The organism is Comamonas sp. C24C, from assembly GCF_053345995.1.
In genome coordinates this window covers 42,958-60,928 of record NZ_JBKFBC010000013.1, presented here as the reverse complement: position 1 = coordinate 60,928, position 17,971 = coordinate 42,958, and the positions used below count along the sequence as shown (strand labels likewise).

Annotated in this window: 14 protein-coding genes; 4 read left to right on the top strand and 10 right to left on the bottom strand. The window is 61.4% G+C overall.

What is annotated here, in order from left to right:
* Positions 1 to 9: 9 nt before the first annotated feature.
* Together ACLBXN_RS20870 and ACLBXN_RS20865 are read right to left on the bottom strand one after the other, a co-directional pair.
* Positions 10 to 1,215: an acetyl-CoA C-acetyltransferase gene (locus tag ACLBXN_RS20870; RefSeq protein WP_447613423.1), complete on the bottom strand. Its 1,206-nt coding sequence runs from the start codon at positions 1,213 to 1,215 to the stop codon at positions 10 to 12.
* A 286-nt stretch (positions 1,216 to 1,501) separates the two neighbouring features.
* On the bottom strand, positions 1,502 to 2,245 hold the full coding sequence (locus ACLBXN_RS20865) for an SDR family NAD(P)-dependent oxidoreductase (protein ID WP_447613422.1): 744 nt from the start codon (positions 2,243 to 2,245) through the stop codon (positions 1,502 to 1,504).
* A 184-nt stretch (positions 2,246 to 2,429) separates the two neighbouring features.
* Here ACLBXN_RS20865 and ACLBXN_RS20860 point away from each other — a divergent pair, with 184 nt between their 5' ends.
* Positions 2,430 to 3,563 carry a CaiB/BaiF CoA transferase family protein gene (locus ACLBXN_RS20860; protein ID WP_447613506.1) on the top strand — a complete coding sequence of 378 codons (1,134 nt, stop codon included), beginning with the start codon at positions 2,430 to 2,432 and terminating at the stop codon, positions 3,561 to 3,563.
* 220 nt (positions 3,564 to 3,783) lie between these two features.
* On the opposite strand, the gene ACLBXN_RS20855 is transcribed toward ACLBXN_RS20860, so the two are convergent.
* Positions 3,784 to 5,235 (bottom strand): sensor domain-containing diguanylate cyclase, encoded by a 1,452-nt coding sequence (locus ACLBXN_RS20855; protein WP_447613505.1) that lies wholly within the window; start codon positions 5,233 to 5,235, stop codon positions 3,784 to 3,786.
* A gap of 700 nt (positions 5,236 to 5,935) precedes the next feature.
* On the opposite strand from ACLBXN_RS20855, the gene ACLBXN_RS20850 reads away from it, so the two are divergent.
* Together ACLBXN_RS20850 and ACLBXN_RS20845 are read left to right on the top strand one after the other, a co-directional pair.
* The gene (locus ACLBXN_RS20850) at positions 5,936 to 6,712 is read left to right on the top strand and encodes an SDR family oxidoreductase (protein WP_447613504.1); all 777 of its coding nucleotides are present in this window, start codon (positions 5,936 to 5,938) and stop codon (positions 6,710 to 6,712) included.
* 339 nt (positions 6,713 to 7,051) lie between these two features.
* Entirely contained in the window at positions 7,052 to 8,674 is a 1,623-nt protein-coding gene (locus ACLBXN_RS20845; protein WP_447613421.1) for a sensor domain-containing diguanylate cyclase, read from the top strand.
* A 159-nt stretch (positions 8,675 to 8,833) separates the two neighbouring features.
* On the opposite strand, the gene ACLBXN_RS20840 is transcribed toward ACLBXN_RS20845, so the two are convergent.
* Positions 8,834 to 9,481, bottom strand: a complete 648-nt coding sequence (locus ACLBXN_RS20840) for a hypothetical protein (RefSeq protein ID WP_447613420.1) — start codon at positions 9,479 to 9,481, stop codon at positions 8,834 to 8,836.
* A 255-nt stretch (positions 9,482 to 9,736) separates the two neighbouring features.
* Here ACLBXN_RS20840 and ACLBXN_RS20835 point away from each other — a divergent pair, with 255 nt between their 5' ends.
* Positions 9,737 to 10,981, top strand: coding sequence for a hypothetical protein (locus ACLBXN_RS20835; RefSeq protein ID WP_447613419.1), 1,245 nt, complete (start codon positions 9,737 to 9,739; stop codon positions 10,979 to 10,981).
* 251 nt (positions 10,982 to 11,232) lie between these two features.
* Here the strand turns inward: ACLBXN_RS20835 and ACLBXN_RS20830 are convergent, their stop codons facing one another.
* The 6 genes from ACLBXN_RS20830 to ACLBXN_RS20805 all read right to left on the bottom strand — a co-directional run bounded on the left by ACLBXN_RS20830 (position 11,233) and on the right by ACLBXN_RS20805 (position 17,925).
* The gene (locus ACLBXN_RS20830; protein ID WP_407715480.1) at positions 11,233 to 11,643 is read right to left on the bottom strand and encodes a VOC family protein; all 411 of its coding nucleotides are present in this window, start codon (positions 11,641 to 11,643) and stop codon (positions 11,233 to 11,235) included.
* A gap of 393 nt (positions 11,644 to 12,036) precedes the next feature.
* Entirely contained in the window at positions 12,037 to 12,507 is a 471-nt protein-coding gene (gene rraA / locus ACLBXN_RS20825; RefSeq protein ID WP_447613418.1) for a ribonuclease E activity regulator RraA, read from the bottom strand.
* Between the two features lie 6 nt (positions 12,508 to 12,513).
* Positions 12,514 to 13,491 (bottom strand): Bug family tripartite tricarboxylate transporter substrate binding protein, encoded by a 978-nt coding sequence (locus ACLBXN_RS20820; protein WP_447613417.1) that lies wholly within the window; start codon positions 13,489 to 13,491, stop codon positions 12,514 to 12,516.
* Between the two features lie 33 nt (positions 13,492 to 13,524).
* A complete protein-coding gene (locus ACLBXN_RS20815; RefSeq protein WP_447613416.1) occupies positions 13,525 to 15,504 on the bottom strand; it encodes an aconitase family protein in 1,980 nt (659 codons plus the stop codon).
* Positions 15,505 to 15,583: 79 nt separating this feature from the next.
* Positions 15,584 to 16,489: a LysR substrate-binding domain-containing protein gene (locus ACLBXN_RS20810; RefSeq protein ID WP_447613503.1), complete on the bottom strand. Its 906-nt coding sequence runs from the start codon at positions 16,487 to 16,489 to the stop codon at positions 15,584 to 15,586.
* Between the two features lie 188 nt (positions 16,490 to 16,677).
* Positions 16,678 to 17,925, bottom strand: coding sequence for a LuxR C-terminal-related transcriptional regulator (locus tag ACLBXN_RS20805; protein WP_167009811.1), 1,248 nt, complete (start codon positions 17,923 to 17,925; stop codon positions 16,678 to 16,680).
* Positions 17,926 to 17,971 lie beyond the last annotated feature (46 nt).

Below are 17,971 nucleotides of genomic sequence, written 5' to 3'. Positions count from 1 at the left end.
CTTCCTCACTCACACGCGTTCGATGATCATGGCCGAGCCCATGCCCGCCGCCACGCACAGGCTGATCAGTGCCGTGCGCTTGCCGGTGCGCTCCAGCTCGTCCAGCACCGTGCCCAGAATCATGGCGCCCGTCGCTCCCAGCGGGTGGCCCATGGCAATCGCTCCGCCGTTGACGTTCATGCGCTCATGGGGAATGTCCAGCTCCTCCATCATGGTCAGCACCACCGTGGCAAAGGCTTCGTTGAGCTCCCACAGATCGATGTCCGAAGCCTGCATGCGCGCCCTGGCCAAGGCCTTGCGTGCGGCATGGGCCGGGCCGTCGAGCATCAGGGTCGGCTCGGAGCCTATGCTGGCAAAGGCACGGATGCGCGCACGGGGCTTGAGGCCTTGCCTGGCACCCGCTTCTGCCGTGCCGATCAGCACTGCCGCTGCCCCATCGACAATGCCCGAGCTATTGCCTGCGTGGTGATGGTGATGAATCTGCTCGACTTGCGGATAGCGCTGCAGCGCCACGCTGTCGTAGCCGTATTTCTGGCCCATTTCGGTAAACGCGGGCTTGAGTGCGGCCAGCGACTCGACCGAGGTTTCGGGACGAATCGTCTCGTCTTTTTCCAGCAGAGTCAGGCCCAGAAAATCCTTGACGGGCACGACCGACTTGTCAAAGCGCCCTTCGGCCCAGGCCTGTGCCGCACGACGATGACTTTCGGCCGAGTACGCATCCAGATCCTGGCGGCTGTGGCCGCGCAACGATGCCAGCAGATCGGCCGAAATGCCCTGCATCACGAAATAGGTCTTGCTGGCCAGCTGCGGGTCCTGCGCCCAGGCACCACCGTCCGAGCCCATGGGCACGCGGGACATCATCTCCACGCCGGCACCGATGGTCATATCGGCCTGACCGGCCATGACCTTGGCCGCCGCAAAGCTCACGGCTTCGAGGCCCGAGCCGCAGTAGCGGTTGAGCTGCACGCCGGCCACGCTCTGCGCATAGTCGGCCTGCAGTACCGCCATGCGGCCCACATTGCCGCCCTGCTCGCCCACGGGCACCACACAGCCCATGACCACATCGTCCACCGCCGAGGTATCGAGCTGGTTGCGCTCACGCAAAGCCTGCAGCGGCTGCGCCGCCAGCCAGACCGGCGTCACCTCATGCAGTGCTCCATCCGGCTTGCCCTTGCCTCGGGGGGTCCGGACATGGTCGAAGATCAATGCCTCCATCTGCTTTCCTCACATCACCAGGTTGTTATCGAGTTCTTTTTCAGATTGCCATACGGCTTTTTCCCCAACCTACCTGATTCAGACTAGGGGCAGACTATGAGAAAAACCGCCCGCAACTGCCCCTGATGGCACATGGCTTGCCTCTCCAGGCGCGAAAGCCGGTTTGCGCCGCCAAAATGCCCGCACCGGAGGCTTTGTCGCCTTCGCTGCCACAGCGCGCGGTCTCATGAGTGACAAAAAAATTCCGGCTTGTACCACCGGAAAGCTGCGGGCAAGGCTGTCGGGCTCAGGCCACGAGACCACCGCCGTTGACCGGCAGCACCTGGCCGTTGACCCATTCTGCTTCGGTCGATGCCAGATAGCTCACGGCTGCCCCCACATCCTGCGGCGAGCCGGCCCGGCCCACGGAAGTGCCTTTTCTGGCGATCTTCCCCGAGCCTTCCCAGTTGTTCATGGTGCCCAGCGACAAAGCGTTGGCCGTCACGCCATGCGGGCCGACCTCGCCCGAGAGATTGCGGATGAAACCGATAGCCGCCGCCTTGGCAGCCCCGTAGGCGCACAGCCCCATGCCCGTGGCCGTGCGCGCCGCGTCGGAGTTGATGGCCACGATTCGGCCCCAGCCCTTTTGCTGCATGGCGGGCAGCAGTGCCTGACAGGCATGCATCAGCCCGTGCAGATTGAGCTGCAGCCAGGCGTTCCATTCGGACTCGGGCGACTGAAGAAACGGCGTGTAGCCCCAGCCCTGGGCCGGAATGCCGGCGTTGTGCACAAAGATATCGACGGCACCGACCTCGGCCTGGATGCGCTCGACCATGGCAAAGATGGCGGCGCGGTCCGTCAGGTCCGCCGCCTGGGCCGAGGCCTTCCATCCCTCTTCGCGCAGCTGACTTGCCGCACTCTGGGCACGCTCCTGATGAAAGTCGTTCACCACCACATGCGCGCCCTGCGCGGCCAGCGCCTGCGCGATGCCGAACCCCATGCCGCGCCCGGCACCACTGACCAGCGCCACTTTCCCATCCAGCCTGAACATGTCTTGCACTCCTTTTTTATATGGAATGCCCAGTGTTGGCCCGGCCTGCACCCCGGACATACTCCAAATGGACGGGGTCAAAACCGGCGGGATCCACAAGATAGAAAAGTCAGAGACACCACAGGAGACCGACTTGAGCACAGAAAAACCGTCCCAGGGCCAGAACACCGGCCCCTTGTCCGGGATGCGCGTCCTCGAATTTGCAGGCATAGGTCCTGCCCCTTTTGCCGGCATGATGCTGGCCGACATGGGGGCCGAGCTCATTCTCATCGAGCGCAGCGCCGACCATGCGGCGGCATCCCGCTACCCTCGCATGGCACAGAACCGTGGCAAGAAGTCCATCGCGCTGGACCTCAAGTCCGAGGCCGGACGCGCCGCGGCCTGGAAGCTGATCGAGTCTGCCGACGCGCTCATCGAAGGCTTCAGGCCCGGCGTGATGGAGCGCCTGGGCTTCAGCCCCGAGGAAGTCGCACGCCGCGCTCCCCGCCTGGTCTTTGGCCGCGTCACCGGCTGGGGCCAGACCGGCCCCCTGTCCCAGGCCGCAGGCCATGACATCAACTATGTGGCGCTGACGGGCGTGATGTCCACCTCCATGCGCCCCGGCCAGGCCCCCGTGCTGCCGCCGACCATCGTGGGCGATATGGCGGGCGGCGCCATGTTTCTGCTGTTCGGGCTCATGTGCGCCATGCACGAGGCGCGCCAATCCGGCAGGGGTCAGGTGGTGGACGCCGCCATGATCGACGGCGTGGCGGCCATGAGCGGCCTGATGCACCAGATGCGCGGCGCCATGGGCTACTGGAAGGATGACCCCGCGCAGAACCACTTTCTCAACACCTCTCCCTTCTACGAGGCCTTCGAGTGCGCCGATGGCAGATACATCACCCTCGGCGCGATCGAACCGCAGTTCTATGCCTTGCAGCTGCAGAAGCTGGGGCTGACCGATGTGGACCCCAGGCGTCAGTACCAGAGCGCGGACTGGCCCGAACTCAAGTCCCGCGTGGCCGCGATTGTGCGCGGCAAGACCCAGGCACAGTGGTGCGCGGAACTCGAAGGCAGCGATGTCTGCTTTGCCCCGGTACTGAGTCTGGCCGAAGCACCCGCACATCCGCACAACGCCCAGCGCCAGCTGTTTGTCGATCTGGAAGTGGAAGGCAGCAGCCAGCGCCAGCCGGCACCCGCGCCACGCTTTTCGCGCACCCCGGCGCGTCGACCCACGCCGGGCAGCAGGATCGGTCAGGACACCGATGCCGTGCTCGCGTCCCTGGGCTATACCCAGGCCGATATAGCGGCGCTGCGCGAGAGCAAGGCCTGTGCCTGAGCAGCCATCGGGCAATCGGCGAGGCGACCTAGCGATTCACTGAGTGGAAGCTACATAAAATATAGCTTCCATCGCTTTATATAACTAGATTTCAGATATTTTTCATACTGAAATACATGTATATCAAGCGATAGCAGCTATCACTATTCAAGCAACTTGCTTTGCCGGGATGGACGCTGCCATGCAGGCCAAGCTCCAAGTCACCAGAGCGGCTGCGGCGCTATGCCGCAGACGAGCTGGATAGAACGACCTTGTTGCGCCCGGTCATCTTGGCGCCGTACAGCGCCTTGTCGGCCGAACGCAGCACCTCCTGCACATCCAGATCCTTGCCCGGCACCCAGGCCGCACAACCGATGCTGACCGTGATGCAGCCGAACTCGCTTCCGGTGTGCGCAATCGCAAGCTCGGAGACTGCCTCCCGGATGTTCTCGGCAATCAGCGCGCCTCCATCCAGGGTCGTGTCCGGCAGCACCACGATGAATTCCTCACCCCCATAGCGGGCCGCACTGTCCTCGGGACGCCGGATATTGTTGGCAATGCATCTGGCCACAGTCGCCAGAACCATATCCCCTGCCTGATGTCCGTAGGTGTCGTTGTAGGCCTTGAACCAGTCGATATCCACGAACAGCAGCGAGAAGGCGCTGTGACTTCTTTTGGCCCTGTGCCACTCGTGCTCGATGATCTCGTCGAGCTTGCGGCGGTTGTTCAGGCCGGTCAGTCCATCGGTACGCGCCAGCAGCGCCAGTTCGGACTCTGCGCGCATGCGGCGCTTGAGCTGCACTCCGAACGCGAAGGACAGGCCGATGAAAGCCATGGTGAGCGTTCCCATGACGGAGGCAATCAGCAAGGCGCGCTGGCGCCAGACTGCGTAGATATCGGAATGCGCCTTCGCCACCATGATGATGAATGGCAAGCTCGGAAGATTCTTGAAGTAGTACGCGCGCTGCGCGCCATCCAGGTAGGAGGTGTCCGAGAAGCTGCCTTCGGGCGCCAGCATGAACTGCTTGAAGGTGCTGGCATTGCGGATATTGCGCCCGATGACCTTGGCATCGAAAGGCTGGCGCATCATCATGGCGCCATCCTTTCTGATCAGGGCCAGCGATCCATGCTTGCCCAGCGAAAGCGCGGAGAACAGCTTCTGAAAATACTCGAGCTGGACATCGATCAGCACAATGCCCGCGAACGAGCCGTCCGCATGGGAGATACGGCGGCTCAGCGGAATGCTCAGCGAGCCGCCATGCAGCGTCGATGAATAAGGGTCTCCCACATAGAGTCCGACGTTGGGGCTTTCCTGATGCACCTTGAAGAAATCATGCTCCAGGTAATGCCCGCTCAGCGGATTTTCCGAGCCCGCATTCAGGACCACTCGCCCCTGCGCATCGAGCACCAGGATGGAGCCCAGATAGGAGGCCGTCGCGGCCTTGTCGAACAAGGCTGCGTTGCGCACATGCGGGGACGCGGCCATGACTTCGGAGTCGTTCAGCCCATCGACCACGGCCTGCAGCGACAGCGCATAGAGTTCGAAGTTCCGCACCACGTCGTTTTCGGCAAGAAGCGCCACATTGCGCGATGTCTCTATCGCATGCGACATGGCATCCAGCCGACTCTGATAGAGAACAAAGGTGCAGATGGCCGTCATCGAAAGCGCAATGATCCCCCCTACCAGAAGCATTGCATAGGGAGCACGGGAAACGACGTTGCTGTGATCAAAAGCAGGCTTGCGAAATAGTTTCATGTCGTTGCTGTATTTGAGCGAGCCGGTCACATTTCTTCGATGCAGGCATGCGGGTGCGCTCTTGCGAGACAACACCGTGCACTGGCCTCCGCGCTCCCCATTCTGCCTGTGTTTGCCGCAACAGAGCCAGGCCCTGGAAGCACCTGCCGGTGGCGCGCCTGCAAGCGACCGCCGGTATGCCTGCGGCCAATGCCGCAAGCAAGCGAACCTCGAGAGCGGTTTCGGAGAGATGGGATAGCCCCAGAAAAGGCAAGCCGGCGCCAGGGCGCCAGCACCGGGGTGCCGGTACTAACCGGCTGGCAGCCTTCATAAGCGGAACAGCGGCGACCCTCGCCGAGGCTTTACGGCAAGCTCTTGGCACGTAAGCTGCCAAAGTTGGTGCGACCCGCCGTAGAGGCGGCCTAACTCGCGCCATCGCGACGAAGACTAGCTCGCCAGTTCTAGTGACTGAACACTTACAGCGAATGGAAGGGTGGAAAACGCCCCCTTGCGGCCGTTCGTGATTTGCCAGCAGATGTCTGCGGTGCAGCGTTATATGACGTCCCACTTATCAAACCTTGACAATTGAAATTAACAATTGAAGTTTGAGCATCGATATTCTTCAACCTCCACATCACATGTTCTTTGGAGAAAATCGATGACCTATCGCCATGCCATCAAAGACAAAGTCGCTCTCATCGCTGGAGGGGGCAAGAACCTGGGCGGCCTCATTGCGCGCGATTTGGCGCAACAAGGTGCCAAAGCCATCGCCATTCATTACAACAGCGCAGCCAGTGAAGCAGAAGCCCTGGCCACGGTCACTGCCGTCAAGGCCCTGGGCGCCCAAGCCATTGCCGTGCGTGCCGATCTGACCAAGGCAGCAGCGGTACAGAAGCTGTTTGAGGACACCATTGCCGCCTTTGGCCGCCCAGATATCGCCATCAACACCGTTGGCAAGGTGCTGAAAAAACCGATGCAGGAGATTTCCGAGGCCGAGTTCGACGAGATGTCGGATGTCAACAGCAAAGCTGCCTTCTTCTTCCTCAAAGAGGCTGGCATCCATGTCAACGACCACGGCAAGGTTGTGACGCTGGTGACCTCCTTGCTCGGTGCCTTCACACCGTTCTACGCCTCCTACGCCGGCACCAAGGCGCCTGTCGAACATTACACCCGCGCTGCCGCCAAGGAGCTGGGGGCCCGTGGCATCTCCGTCACAGCGGTGGGTCCCGGTCCCATGGACACGCCTTTTTTCTACCCTGCGGAAGGCGCAGATGCAGTGGCCTATCACAAGACGGCCGCAGCGTTGTCCGGTTTCAGCAAGACCGGGCTCACCGATATTGAGGATGTGGTTCCGTTCATTCGCCATCTCGTCAGCGACGGCTGGTGGATTACGGGCCAAACGATTTTGATCAATGGTGGCTACACCACCAAATAAGCCACAGATCCGATCGAGCTGTGAACCGGCGGCTTGGTAGGACTCAAGAAAAATTGAGCCTCGCCAAGCCCGTTTCGGCACCCCAATGTGTCGCAATCTATTGAATCCACAGTCGAAAGCGGGCATAGGCGGAGGTCGACCAGGGATCGCCGCCTCGATCCTTGCATGTCCTGGAGCGGCATAAAAAACAGGTAGCTGTCATCAAGCGGGTGTGCTCAGCTGGCCTGATGACTTTTCCTGACTTTTCGCTTTGAGCGTACTTGTTACCATTTGCTCACAACGGCCTGGAGGGTGTACGTGAGCAAGGCATTACCGCAGCAAGCTCAGCACAGACGGTCCATGCGATCCACCGTGCGCATGGTGACTCTGGGGGGCGCGCTCGCCTGGCTGGCCTTGGTGGCCAGTCTCGGGTGGTGGATGTCACAGAGAATTGTGGCGTCGGAGTTGGACCGTCTGGCGGACAGCGCTGAGTACGAAGCCAAGACAACCGCACGCATCATGGATCGGCTTTTCACTGAAATGGTGAGTGTGGCCAACATGGTGGCACGTCAGGGACTGGTGATCCAGCTCGCCACCCGCTATCGCACGGATCCACCAGGCCTGGTTCAGCTCACACGCCAACAGCGCGCAGCGCAATTCACGCAAGACCCGTTGGTGCGCAAAGTGGGTGACTTCATGAATGAGCTGTCCAGCGATCTGCGCTATGCCCGCATCTACATGAACAATATGTCGGACGACACGGTCACAGCCAGCAACTGGGCTGAGTCCGACAGCATCGTGGGAATGATCTATGCAGGTCGGCCTTATCTCGTCGACGCATTGCGTGAAGGCAATGGCCATTCGTTCGGTATCGCGCGCCTGAACAAGACGCCATCCTATTTCGTGGCTAGCCGTATTGAGAGCGAAGACGATAAGCCTCTAGGTTCCGTCACCGTCAAGTTCGATGCCCCAGATATTGTTCCCTACTTATCAGGGAGCCACATTGCGCTTATCCTGGATCGCCAGGGTCGCGTGACCACAGCGTCGTCCGCGCCATTCATGCTCCGCAACGCGCAAGCGCTTCTACCGCCAGGTTTCGCAGTTGCTGAAGGAAGGAGCACCTCCTCGGAAAATGGCGAAAGTCCAGGCGAGCCTCTGAATGCGCGCGCAGTCTCCAACACAGATCAGTGGATCATTGACGGCAAGCCCTACCTGCTGCGGCATGAACCGCTCTCCAATACCCAATATCAACTGATCACACTGGCGAATTTGGATCACTTGCCACTCATGCGTAGGCAGCACATCGGGTTAGCTGGGCTGGTAGCGTCGGTGGGTCTGCTTTTCATTCTGCTTGGCGGTCATGCGATTGGACTGATGGTGGAGCGACGGCAGGACGAGTGGTACGCGGCGAATCATGATGCACTAACCAATCTGCCAAACCGGCGCAACGTGTTGGGTCAACTGGACCAGTTGTTCGCTCAGGCGAAGCAAATGCAGCAATGGGTTATGGTGGCCTTCATCGATCTGGATGGGTTCAAAGTGATCAATGACACCTATGGTCATGAGGTCGGTGACCAATTCCTTGTCGAAGTCGGTCGACGCATGAGTACCGGTTTGCGTAAGAGTGACATGCTGGGACGATTAGGTGGTGATGAGTTCGTCGTCATTGGACTGATTGCCCCGCCAAGCCTCGCAGATCAGGACAAGACCCTGGAGGCTATGCGCAGCCGCCTGGCCCCACTGCTGATCGGGCAATATGAATTTCCTGAATGCAGCCTCGACTATCCCGGCGCTAGCTTCGGCATTGTGATGGTCGATCCATCCATCAGCTCGACACAGACCGTGCTCAAGGAGGCTGATCTGCGTATGTATGCGGACAAACAGGCAAGGCGGACGTCGCAAAGGGAGTCGGCAAAGATTGACGCAGCCTGTGCAACATGGAAACTGCCAGAGCACAGCACACGGATGCCGCTGCCAACCTAGCTCCAATGAACGCAGGATGTCGACTCAATGCACTCGAAAGTGCGTCCAGGATGTTGGCCGTCATTGGCATCTCTGAGCTGAGCGACTACAGATAATCTGCAGCAGTCATTCCGAGGTGTTCCGCGGCTGTCCGCTCCTGCGCGCTCGCAGCGCTTGTCTTTACAGGATGACACGCTCCCAACGCCTGTCATATGCCCATTCGTACTTCCCGAATGCATAGGAGACCAACGTGTTGGCCGCGACCTCCGAGCTGACGACATCTGCACAGCGGTAGTGTGCGCCAATGGTCACCAGCTGATGCTCAAGATGGAAGCCTTGTTTGTCGGCGTACACCTGCATATAGGTTCCGCCCCTCAACTCCATCACTGCGAAGGGTTCAGCGTTCCCAGGTAATTGCGGCATCGCTACGCGTATGTCCTCTGCCGAGGCCGGGCCGCTGAGCCCGCAAGCAGGACAAGCAATGCGCGCCGGCACGTACTCAGCACCGACATCGAAGAGGATGTAGGCGTCCGGAGTCGCCGTCCCCTGGCGGAGGGCCACAATCAGGAAGCAGTCTTGGTAGTCTGTCGGAACGTGGACAAGAACGTGGCCTCGCGTCTGATTGCGCCAGGCAAACGGGGCTGGCTGCAGCTCGTTCCAATTGCCCAGCTGAAGCAGATTCCAGACCTCGCGCGCCAGGTCCAAAGCCCCAGCTATCTGCGCGTCTGAGGCCTGGTGCCTCTCCATCCCGCCTTCGAGAAGGTCAAGGTATTCATGCTGTTGAAGCAGCTTGGCCGGGGTGCTTTGGGGCTTGGCGGAGAAGAACATCGAGTAAGCGCTGTGGTCAGGGATGCGGCAAATTCTGCCGCAGCCGCGACCGTCCGGTCTTGGCCGATCTGCGACTGTCGCTGAACGACCCATAACGATCATTCAGTCCTCGGTCGACAGAGTCTGCTCAGCGGCGGTTGCGGTCAGTGGGCGCCGCTTGTCGTATGACCGATCCTGCGCTACAACGATGACGGCGCGCTGCGCTGGACTCACAACAAAAATCGAGACAATCTGATCAGAGAAAGGGAGAGGAACATGTTCGGCACCATCGACAAGAGTAAGGGACTTCTGTTCGTAACCCACGATCTAGACCAGTCCATATGGTCGACCATGCGGAAGATGCAGCAGGAGGTCGAGGGGTTGGAAGAGAACCGGCTGCTCAACACCCCGCCTGAAGACCTGAAGCGGTACATGGTTGAGAGGCACGGCATCACGCCGATAACGCTGCTCCGTGACAAGTGGTATGCCGACTATCAGGATGCGGCGGTTGATGTACGACACGACCCCAGGCGATGGATTGATGACCGGAGCCGCCCAGTTATGGTGGCGGGCGAGCGTGTTGAGGTTCGCATCCCCTTCGAGGGCGAGAGTGAGCTGTTCTACGCGAAGGCCAACACCTTTTCGCTCAACCCGCCCCGCGCCGTCATTGAGAAGAACGAGATCGTCCTGCTCTACGAAACCCCTGCTGACCAGCCCCGCGACATCCGCGCGCTGGTCGACCAGACCCTTGAGGAGATCGAGCAGCATCTGGGATGGCAGCGCCCGATGATCGACGCGCACAACCAGAGCCTTCCACAGGCTGCGGAGCAAGCGATCCACCAGCGGCGCGAGCGTCTGCTGGCACAGTCACAGCGCGCGGAGGCACTCGGCATCCCGATCCGGCGGCGCGCTGACGCACCGAAGACCTACGCGCTCCCTACGGTGAAGCGCAAGGCGGTCCCGACCTTGCCACCGGCGACGACGGCGCAGTTCAAGCCCGAACCGGCGCTCACCATGGAGCTGTACGAGCACATCCTGAAAGTAGTGCAAGACATGGCGCTCGTCATGGAACGCAGCCCCGATGCTTTCAAGGCGATGAACGAGGAAGCTCTGCGCCAACACTTCCTTGTGCAGCTCAATGGCCAGTTCGAGGGCAAGGCGACGGGTGAGACCTTCAACATGGCGGGCAAGACTGACATCCTCCTGCGCGAGGGCGACCGCAACGTCTTCATCGCCGAGTGCAAGTTCTGGAAGGGGCCGAAAGCCTTCGGCGAGGCCATCGACCAGCTGCTTGGCTACACCACGTGGCGCGATAGCAAGACAGCGATCCTCGTTTTCAATCGTGGCACCGAGACCTCAACGGTTCTCACCGGTATCGACGCTGTTGCCAATGCGCACGGCAACTTCAAGCGCGTCGCGACGTGGCCGCATGAGAGCGGCTTCCGGTACGTCCTTCATAGCACCGGCGACAAGAACCGAGAGTTGCTCCTGACCGTGCTCGTGTTTCACGTTCCGACATAGCTAAACGGTGATGCTTTACGGACGAGCGTATGGCAGGTTCTGACGTCAGCTGCTGTTCAATGCCGAATCCTGACCGTCAGCAATCAGCCTAGACCTGCCGTTCGCGGCTACGCGCCGGACGGCCGCTTCTGGCCGATAGCGTGAGTCCACGAATATGCCAGGAGGCGGACGCCCCGATATGCGATCCCTGCCGGAGCATGCAGGCCAGAAAACGTCCATAAGCAGGCGTTTTGCCTATGGTCGAGCTTGCATTAGCCCTGAGGCATCTGGCTCATGTCCATGAACATGATTTCCCAGATATGGCCGTCCACGTCCTCGAAGCTGCGCCCATACATGAAGCCGTGGTCTTGCAGGGGGTTCACGTCCGGCTTTCCTCCGTGAGCAGAAGCGGCAGCAACCATATCGTCGACAGCCGCGCGGTCGTCCGCGCTCAGGCAAAGCATGACTTCGCTGGCTGCGTGGGCGTCCACCATTGGCTTTCGAGTGAACGTAGCCCACTTCGGGTGGGTGAGCAGCATCACGTAGATGCTGTCGGAGACGACCATGCAGGCGGCGGTATCGTCGCTGAACTGCGGGTTGTTGACAGCGCCGATTGCTTCATAGAAGGACTTGGCCTTTGGCAGGTCGGCGACGGGCAGGTTGACGAAGATTTGCTTGGGCATGTGAGACTTTCAAGATCTGCGTTGAGAAAGAGTCTTCAGGCATTGGCGAGCGACATCAACAGTTCGTCCAGGCGCTGCAAGCTGGATGCGTGGCCGCGTGACCGCCCTCATGCCCAGAATGAAAGCGATGGCATGGCAGGCACAGCATGCCAGTTCAGGAGCGGACGGACAGCCTGCCGGGAGATCATATCCAGTTGCCCCCGTGTCAGCCAACTGCGTTTGCTGCCGTTCAGATCGCTGGCTGACAATGGCCGCATTCAACCGATCAATGCAATGCTCCAGCGCTTGCATCTCGATGCCTGCCAGCCGCCAAGCGATGACCGCCACCAAGCTGGCCTCGCGCAGCGGCGGCGCTCGGCGCAGCGACTTGTCATTCGCCGACCATGCCGCTGCTCAGTCCTCGGTAACCACGGCGCCATCCATGTCCACGGTGATGGTGGCACCCGGACGGATGCGTATGCCGGCGATGTTCAGGATCACACCAGGTTCTCCCCATCCGGTGCGACCGGCGCGCAGCGGGGTCTGACCAAGCGCAAATATGCCCATGTCCAAACTGCCAAGAGTCTGAACATCGCGCACCGCTCCCTCGATGACCACTCCGGCCCAGCCGTTCGCCAGCCCGGTGCGCGCCATGTTGTCGCCCAGCACGGCGACGCGAAGCGATGCACCCGCGTCTACCACCAGCACCCGTCCAAGGCCAGGCGTTGCCAGGGTCTGCCGGATCAGGGCCGCATCCTCATGGGTTCGCAGCGTTTGGATGCGGCCAGAAACCGTGGGGTTGCCGCCATACGAGCGCCAGTTGCTTGTGCAAACCTGGGCTGCATCTCCCAGGCTGTCGCACAGATCCGCAGTGTTGATTCGCATGCTGCCTCAGTCCAGGGTAGCGCCGGATTGCTTCACCAGCTTCTGGTGCTTGATCAATTCGGACTGGAAAAATGCAGGTGCTTCATTCGGCCCCTTGTCGAGCATCAGAAGCCCCTGTCCGGCGATGGCGGCCTGCGCTTGCACAGATCCCATTGCCATTTTCACGGCGGCCGCATACTGGTTGACCAGTGGCTTGCCAAGCCCTGCGGGCCCAATCAAGGCGATCCAGGCATCGAAGCTGTATTCGGGAACACCGGCTTCCGCCATCGTAGGAACTTCGGCAAGAGCGGACGAGCGAATCGTCGTGGACACGGCGAGTGCACGTAGCGTCCCGGCCTTCACCTGCGGCACGACCTGAGAGACGGAGACAAAGGCAAGCTGCACCTGACCGCCGATCAGATCCGTTATCAGAGGGCCGGTGCCACGGTAAGGCACATGCTTCATGCTGATGCCGGTTTCGGAGATCAGCAGCTCGCTGGCCAGGTGCAGCGTGCTGCCATTGCCTGCTGACCCATAGTTCAGGGCTCCTGGATGGGCCTTGGCATAGTCTCGCAATTCCTGCAGGCTCCTGACCGGCAGCTTGGGGTTGACGACCAGCACCAGCGGCACGGTGGCAAGCACGGCAATCGGTGTGATGTCCTTGATGCTGTCATAAGGGATGGTCTTGTAGATCCCGGGGTTGATGACGTGGTTGGAAGAGATCATGCCCAGGGTCAGGCCGTCCTTGGCGGCCCTGACGACCTGTGCCGTACCCGGAATGCCCCCCGCCCCCGCCACATTCTCGACAACGACGGGATGGCCGGTTGTCCGCCCCAGACCGGGACCCAGCGCGCGTGCCACGGCATCCACTGTGGAGCCGGCCGTCAGCGGAACCACCATGCGAATGGGCTTTTCCGGCGCGGCCAGCTGTGCGCTTGCGCCGAAAGAGGCGCAGACCATGGTGAGCAGCAAAGCGAGCCTGCGCTTGCCTGGAATGGTTGTCATCGTTGTCTCCTTTTTTATGGCTGTCGATTGGGATCAGATCGCGTGGCGTTGCCTGAGCTCTTCAAAAGACAGCAGCTCTCCGGCGATTGCACTGGCTGCGACGGTTGAGGGGCTTGCAAGCCAGACGCTGCCCGGGCCTCCCCGGCCCGGAAAGTTGCGATTGATGGCGCTGACCGTGACCTGATCAGGCCGGATGGAGCCTCCAGGGCCGCAGTTGCCGCATGCTCCGCAGGAAGGTTGAAGCATCCGCGCTCCCACCCGCTCGAATGCCTCGAGATAGCCGGCCGCCAGGCAATGATCCCGGACCGCTGTCGTGCCGAACTGCAGGAATAGATCGACACCGGCAGCCACGCGCAAGCCTCGATCGGCAGCCCATTGCAGCACCTCGTGGTAGCGCTCGAAGTCCTCGCGCTTTCCGGCCGTGCAGGAACCTCCGTAAGCAATGTCGATCCGCACTTTCTGCCCGATCGCAGCCAGAGGTCGGCCATTGCCGGGATCACCCGGCGAGGCAACCATGACCGGCACTGCGGAACAGTCGATCCGGATGGTCTGTGCATAGCTCGCATCTGGATCGCTATGCATCCAGTCCTCGATCACGAAACGCATTGCGCGTCGCTCGAGCAGGAATCTCACAGTCTCGGCGTCCGGCGCCACAATCCCCGTGAAACCGCCCAGCTCGGCGCTCATATTGGTGAGGGTGGCACGCTCGTCGGTGCTCATCCTCGCGATGGCAGCCCCCGTGAACTCAAAGACTTTTCCCACGCCCCCTCCCGCGCGGATATAGGGCTGCGCCAGAAGATGCAGCACCACATCCTTGGCCGTCACGTTCGCCGAGAGCTCGCCATCGAGGACGATGCGCAGGCTCTCGGGGACGGTCAGGCGCACTGCCCCCGTGACGAAGGCATTCGCCATATCGGTGGTGCCTATGCCGAACGCGACACAGCCCAGAGCACCGCTATGGGGAGTGTGGGAGTCCGTTCCCACGACCAGTTGCCCGGGCAGGGCATAGCGCTCGGCCATCATGGCGTGTGAAATACCAGCGACGTTGCGCCCGTCGTCTGCTCTGGCCTCCAGTTCGGTCAGCGTCCGGTGGGTGAGCAGGCCGTACTCGCCGGCGAAGTCGCGCTGCGCCCGCACCATGCGATGGACTTTGGGAACCAGACCCTCCCTGACATGGGTCGGGCTTTCCTCCACGTAGGAAGTGTGATCCTCGAAGACGAGGATGGAGCCAGGGTCGCTCAGATGAAGCGGCCGGCCGAACGCGGCATGAAGCATGTGCGCCGCCATGCCGGTGTAGTACTCATGGATGAAACGCCAGTCGGCCCGCACAAAGGCGCCATCGCCGGGCGCAGGATCGGCCACCGTCACGCCCGTGGTCAGTGCGTGCCTGGCCACGATCTTCTCGAACAGGGTGCGAGGCCTGCTGGCGATCTCAGGCGCAGCGGAGATCCGCCCCAGATGCGCACGGCCGAATGGCAGCAGACCGCCCTCCCGGAGAATCGCGGCGGCAAGCGCATCCCGCCCCTCGACCAGCTCTTGCCAGCCAATGGCTTCGCCGGCTTCAATCCTGGCAATCAGGCTGAAATCCGTGGAGGTGATGAGTCCGATGTTGTCGGCGTTCTGCCTGTAGATGCGCTCGAAGCTCTCGGCGATCACCAGGCGTACGCCCGCGAGCTTCTCGGCGGCCGGGCTATGTTCGCGGGAAGAGCCCTTTCCATAGCGCCTTCCCGCCACGACGACCTGTATCCGGCTGTCCCGCATGGCATCGACTGCCACGGGCAGCTCCCCCCGAGTCTTGAACCCCGTATAGGGATAGCGCCCCAGTTCGTCGTCGAAGTGCGTGAGAATCGCGATCGGTGTGATCTCGTCCGTGGACACATCGTCGCGCAGAGGCAGCGCATCGGCCAGCCGAACCGGCTGACCGCCAAGTGCTTTTTTCACCGTTGCCGGGCATTGGCTGAGGTAGAGGATGCGTGGCGAAAAGCGGGCTGCTGGATGGAGTTGGGTTTGCATGCGCCATCATCGAACGATGGCAGATCAGCGGGTAGCGCTAAGACAGCACGGGGGATCGCGCAAAACTCGGCGACCGGAATTACCCCGAAAGCACGTCCATCAAAGCCTGGGTCGACCGAAGCTGAGGCTGACGCCGCAAGGCATACAGGCGCAGTTCGCGCATGGCCCAGGGTTCTGCCAAGGGGCGGCATATGAAACCTGCCGTTCCCGCATAGGCCGACGTGGCACTTTGGGGAATCACGGCAATGCCCAGGCCCGCCTCCACCATCCGGCACACGGCATCGAAGCTGCTCAGGGACACCTCGGGCGTGAACCGCATCTGCAGGGCTTGCGCACGCTCGTGTAGCAGCCTGTCCAGCGCGCCCCCCTGGTGCACCCCGATGAGAGGAAACTCCAGCACCTTCGAGAAATCGATGGCCTCGGACTCCTCGAGGCAATGCCCTCTTGGAAGGACGACGTGCAGGGGATCGGAGGCGAAATACCAGGAGTCGACCCCGGTCGGAACATTGACGGCCACACCCAAGCCCACATCGGCGCGATCATCGAGACAGGCTCTGATGACCTCGCGGGTGTCCGCCTCATGCAGCGATATCCGCACATGCGGAAAGCGAGCCCTGAACGTGGACAGCTTCTCTGGCAGAAAACCGATGACTGCCGACATATTGGCGTAGAGGCGAACCGTTCCCCTCACCTCTTCGCCATGCTCCTGTACCTCCCGGATCAAGCCCTGCAGCTCATCGTCGATCTGCAGGCCTCGCTCGAAAACGATGCGGCCCGCATCGGTCAGGGTCACGCCCCGAGGCGAGCGGATCAGCAGGGCGGTTCCGAAAGAATGTTCAAGATCGGCAATCCGGCGGCTCAGGGCCGATGAGGCGATGTGTTCCTGTTCCGCCGCCCTCGCAATGGAGCCTGTTCTTGCGACTGCGGAAAACAGTCTCAGGCTATAGGCATCCAGGCGTCTTGCAGGGGGTGGGGTTGACTTCATCGCGCGGCTGATAGTTGCTTGCCGGAAGATAACAGACAAGACAGGAAAGGCCGTCACCGAAGCCTGTGCGCTGCTTGCAGGCAGGCCTTTCCATCCAGCGCGATCGATTTCCATCTGCAGGCCATGCGGCAACTGCTGCAACAACAGAAAACGGGCGTGAGCCCGCTTTCTGTTGATGTCGACCGTTCTTACTTGTTGCCCAGCCAGGCCACGCTGTTGAGGAAGATGCGCACCAGCTCGGTCTGCCGGCGCACGCCCGTCTTGGAGAAGATGGAGCGCAGATGGGCTCTCGCCGTGTTGCGGCGGATATTGAGCGCTTCGGCGGCCTCTTCCAGCGACAGGCCGTTGGCCAGCTGGATGGCCAGCGAGGTCTCTGCCGGCGTCAGCTGGAACAGTTGCTGGGCCAGCTTCACGGGTGGGTCTGCCTTGCCGCCTGTGTCACGTACAAAGACGGCGACGCTGGGGCGCTGCTTGCCTTCGGTCCACTCGTCGGGCGAGATGCTCTGCACCACCACGCCCCAGTTGAGCTGACCCGACTGGCGGCTGACCGACATGCCTTCGGTCATCGACAGACGCGAGACCTGGGTGTGCATGAGGGCGTCCTTGATCAGGCGCTGCAGCTTGCGGTTGTCGTTGGCGTAGTTGGCCTCCAGCATGCCGCCGGAGATCTTCAGGCCGTCCTGCATGTCCAGGATGCTGGCAGCGGCAGGATTGCACTCCAGCACATTGCCGTTCTGGTCGAGGATGACCACGCCCACCATCAGCTGGGCCGTGGCCTTGCTGTAGAGCGAGATGACCTGGCGATCCTGGTTCACCGAGAGATGCAGATTCAGCGCACGCTTGATATGCGGCAGCATCATGGAGCCGAAGGCACGCTCCTGCTTGTTGAAAGCCGGAGCCCCTTCGGGCCGCGTGACGCGCAGTCCGTAGACGCAGCTGTCCTTGGTGACGATGTCGGCAGCCATCACGTGAAAGACCTGCAGCTGCTTGCACCAGTCGTTGTAGTAGCTCGAAGCGCGCCACTCGGACTCGGGCATCACATCCCCCACCGTCACGATACGGTCGGTGGGCATGCTGCGAAACGGGCTCATGCTGATCTTGGGGCAGTTCGGTATCAGATCGCGGCGATCGCCCGCGGCCGAGACGATCAGGCCCACATCGTCGGCCGAGCCGGGACGCACGATCAGCGAGGCGTAGTTGCCTCCCAGCTGCAGACGCAGGGTCTCCAGAAAAGGCTTCCAGCCCTCCGGGTCCATGGCCGCTTCATAGAGCTGGCTGATCAGCGCACTGAACTGCTCGGCGCTCACGAATGGCGTATCGGCCGGTGCGCGCACCGGAGCCGGAGTGTCGAATATGGGCACATCCTTGATCACGCAGGCAATGGAGCTTGGCGTGTAGGTGGAGAAACCCATCTTGGCGAAGGCGCTGTCCATCATGTTCAACTCCTGGGTTGAAGATTGCTTGCAGACAGGTCAGTTCAGC

Bases quoted from the DNA above. Each gene is read 5' to 3' on its own strand.
- ACLBXN_RS20850 (WP_447613504.1), top strand. From the start codon at position 5,936: ATGACCTATCGCCATGCCATCAAAGACAAAGTCGCTCTCATCGCTGGA.
- ACLBXN_RS20865 (WP_447613422.1), bottom strand. From the start codon at position 2,245: ATGTTCAGGCTGGATGGGAAAGTGGCGCTGGTCAGTGGTGCCGGGCGC.
- ACLBXN_RS20815 (WP_447613416.1), bottom strand. From the start codon at position 15,504: ATGCAAACCCAACTCCATCCAGCAGCCCGCTTTTCGCCACGCATCCTC.
- ACLBXN_RS20870 (WP_447613423.1), bottom strand. From the start codon at position 1,215: ATGGAGGCATTGATCTTCGACCATGTCCGGACCCCCCGAGGCAAGGGC.
- ACLBXN_RS20805 (WP_167009811.1), bottom strand. From the start codon at position 17,925: ATGATGGACAGCGCCTTCGCCAAGATGGGTTTCTCCACCTACACGCCA.
- ACLBXN_RS20860 (WP_447613506.1), top strand. From the start codon at position 2,430: ATGCGCGTCCTCGAATTTGCAGGCATAGGTCCTGCCCCTTTTGCCGGC.
- ACLBXN_RS20835 (WP_447613419.1), top strand. From the start codon at position 9,737: ATGTTCGGCACCATCGACAAGAGTAAGGGACTTCTGTTCGTAACCCAC.
- ACLBXN_RS20845 (WP_447613421.1), top strand. From the start codon at position 7,052: ATGCGATCCACCGTGCGCATGGTGACTCTGGGGGGCGCGCTCGCCTGG.
- rraA (WP_447613418.1), bottom strand. From the start codon at position 12,507: ATGCGAATCAACACTGCGGATCTGTGCGACAGCCTGGGAGATGCAGCC.
- ACLBXN_RS20830 (WP_407715480.1), bottom strand. From the start codon at position 11,643: ATGCCCAAGCAAATCTTCGTCAACCTGCCCGTCGCCGACCTGCCAAAG.
- ACLBXN_RS20855 (WP_447613505.1), bottom strand. From the start codon at position 5,235: ATGCTTCTGGTAGGGGGGATCATTGCGCTTTCGATGACGGCCATCTGC.
- ACLBXN_RS20810 (WP_447613503.1), bottom strand. From the start codon at position 16,489: ATGAAGTCAACCCCACCCCCTGCAAGACGCCTGGATGCCTATAGCCTG.
- ACLBXN_RS20820 (WP_447613417.1), bottom strand. From the start codon at position 13,491: ATGACAACCATTCCAGGCAAGCGCAGGCTCGCTTTGCTGCTCACCATG.
- ACLBXN_RS20840 (WP_447613420.1), bottom strand. From the start codon at position 9,481: ATGTTCTTCTCCGCCAAGCCCCAAAGCACCCCGGCCAAGCTGCTTCAA.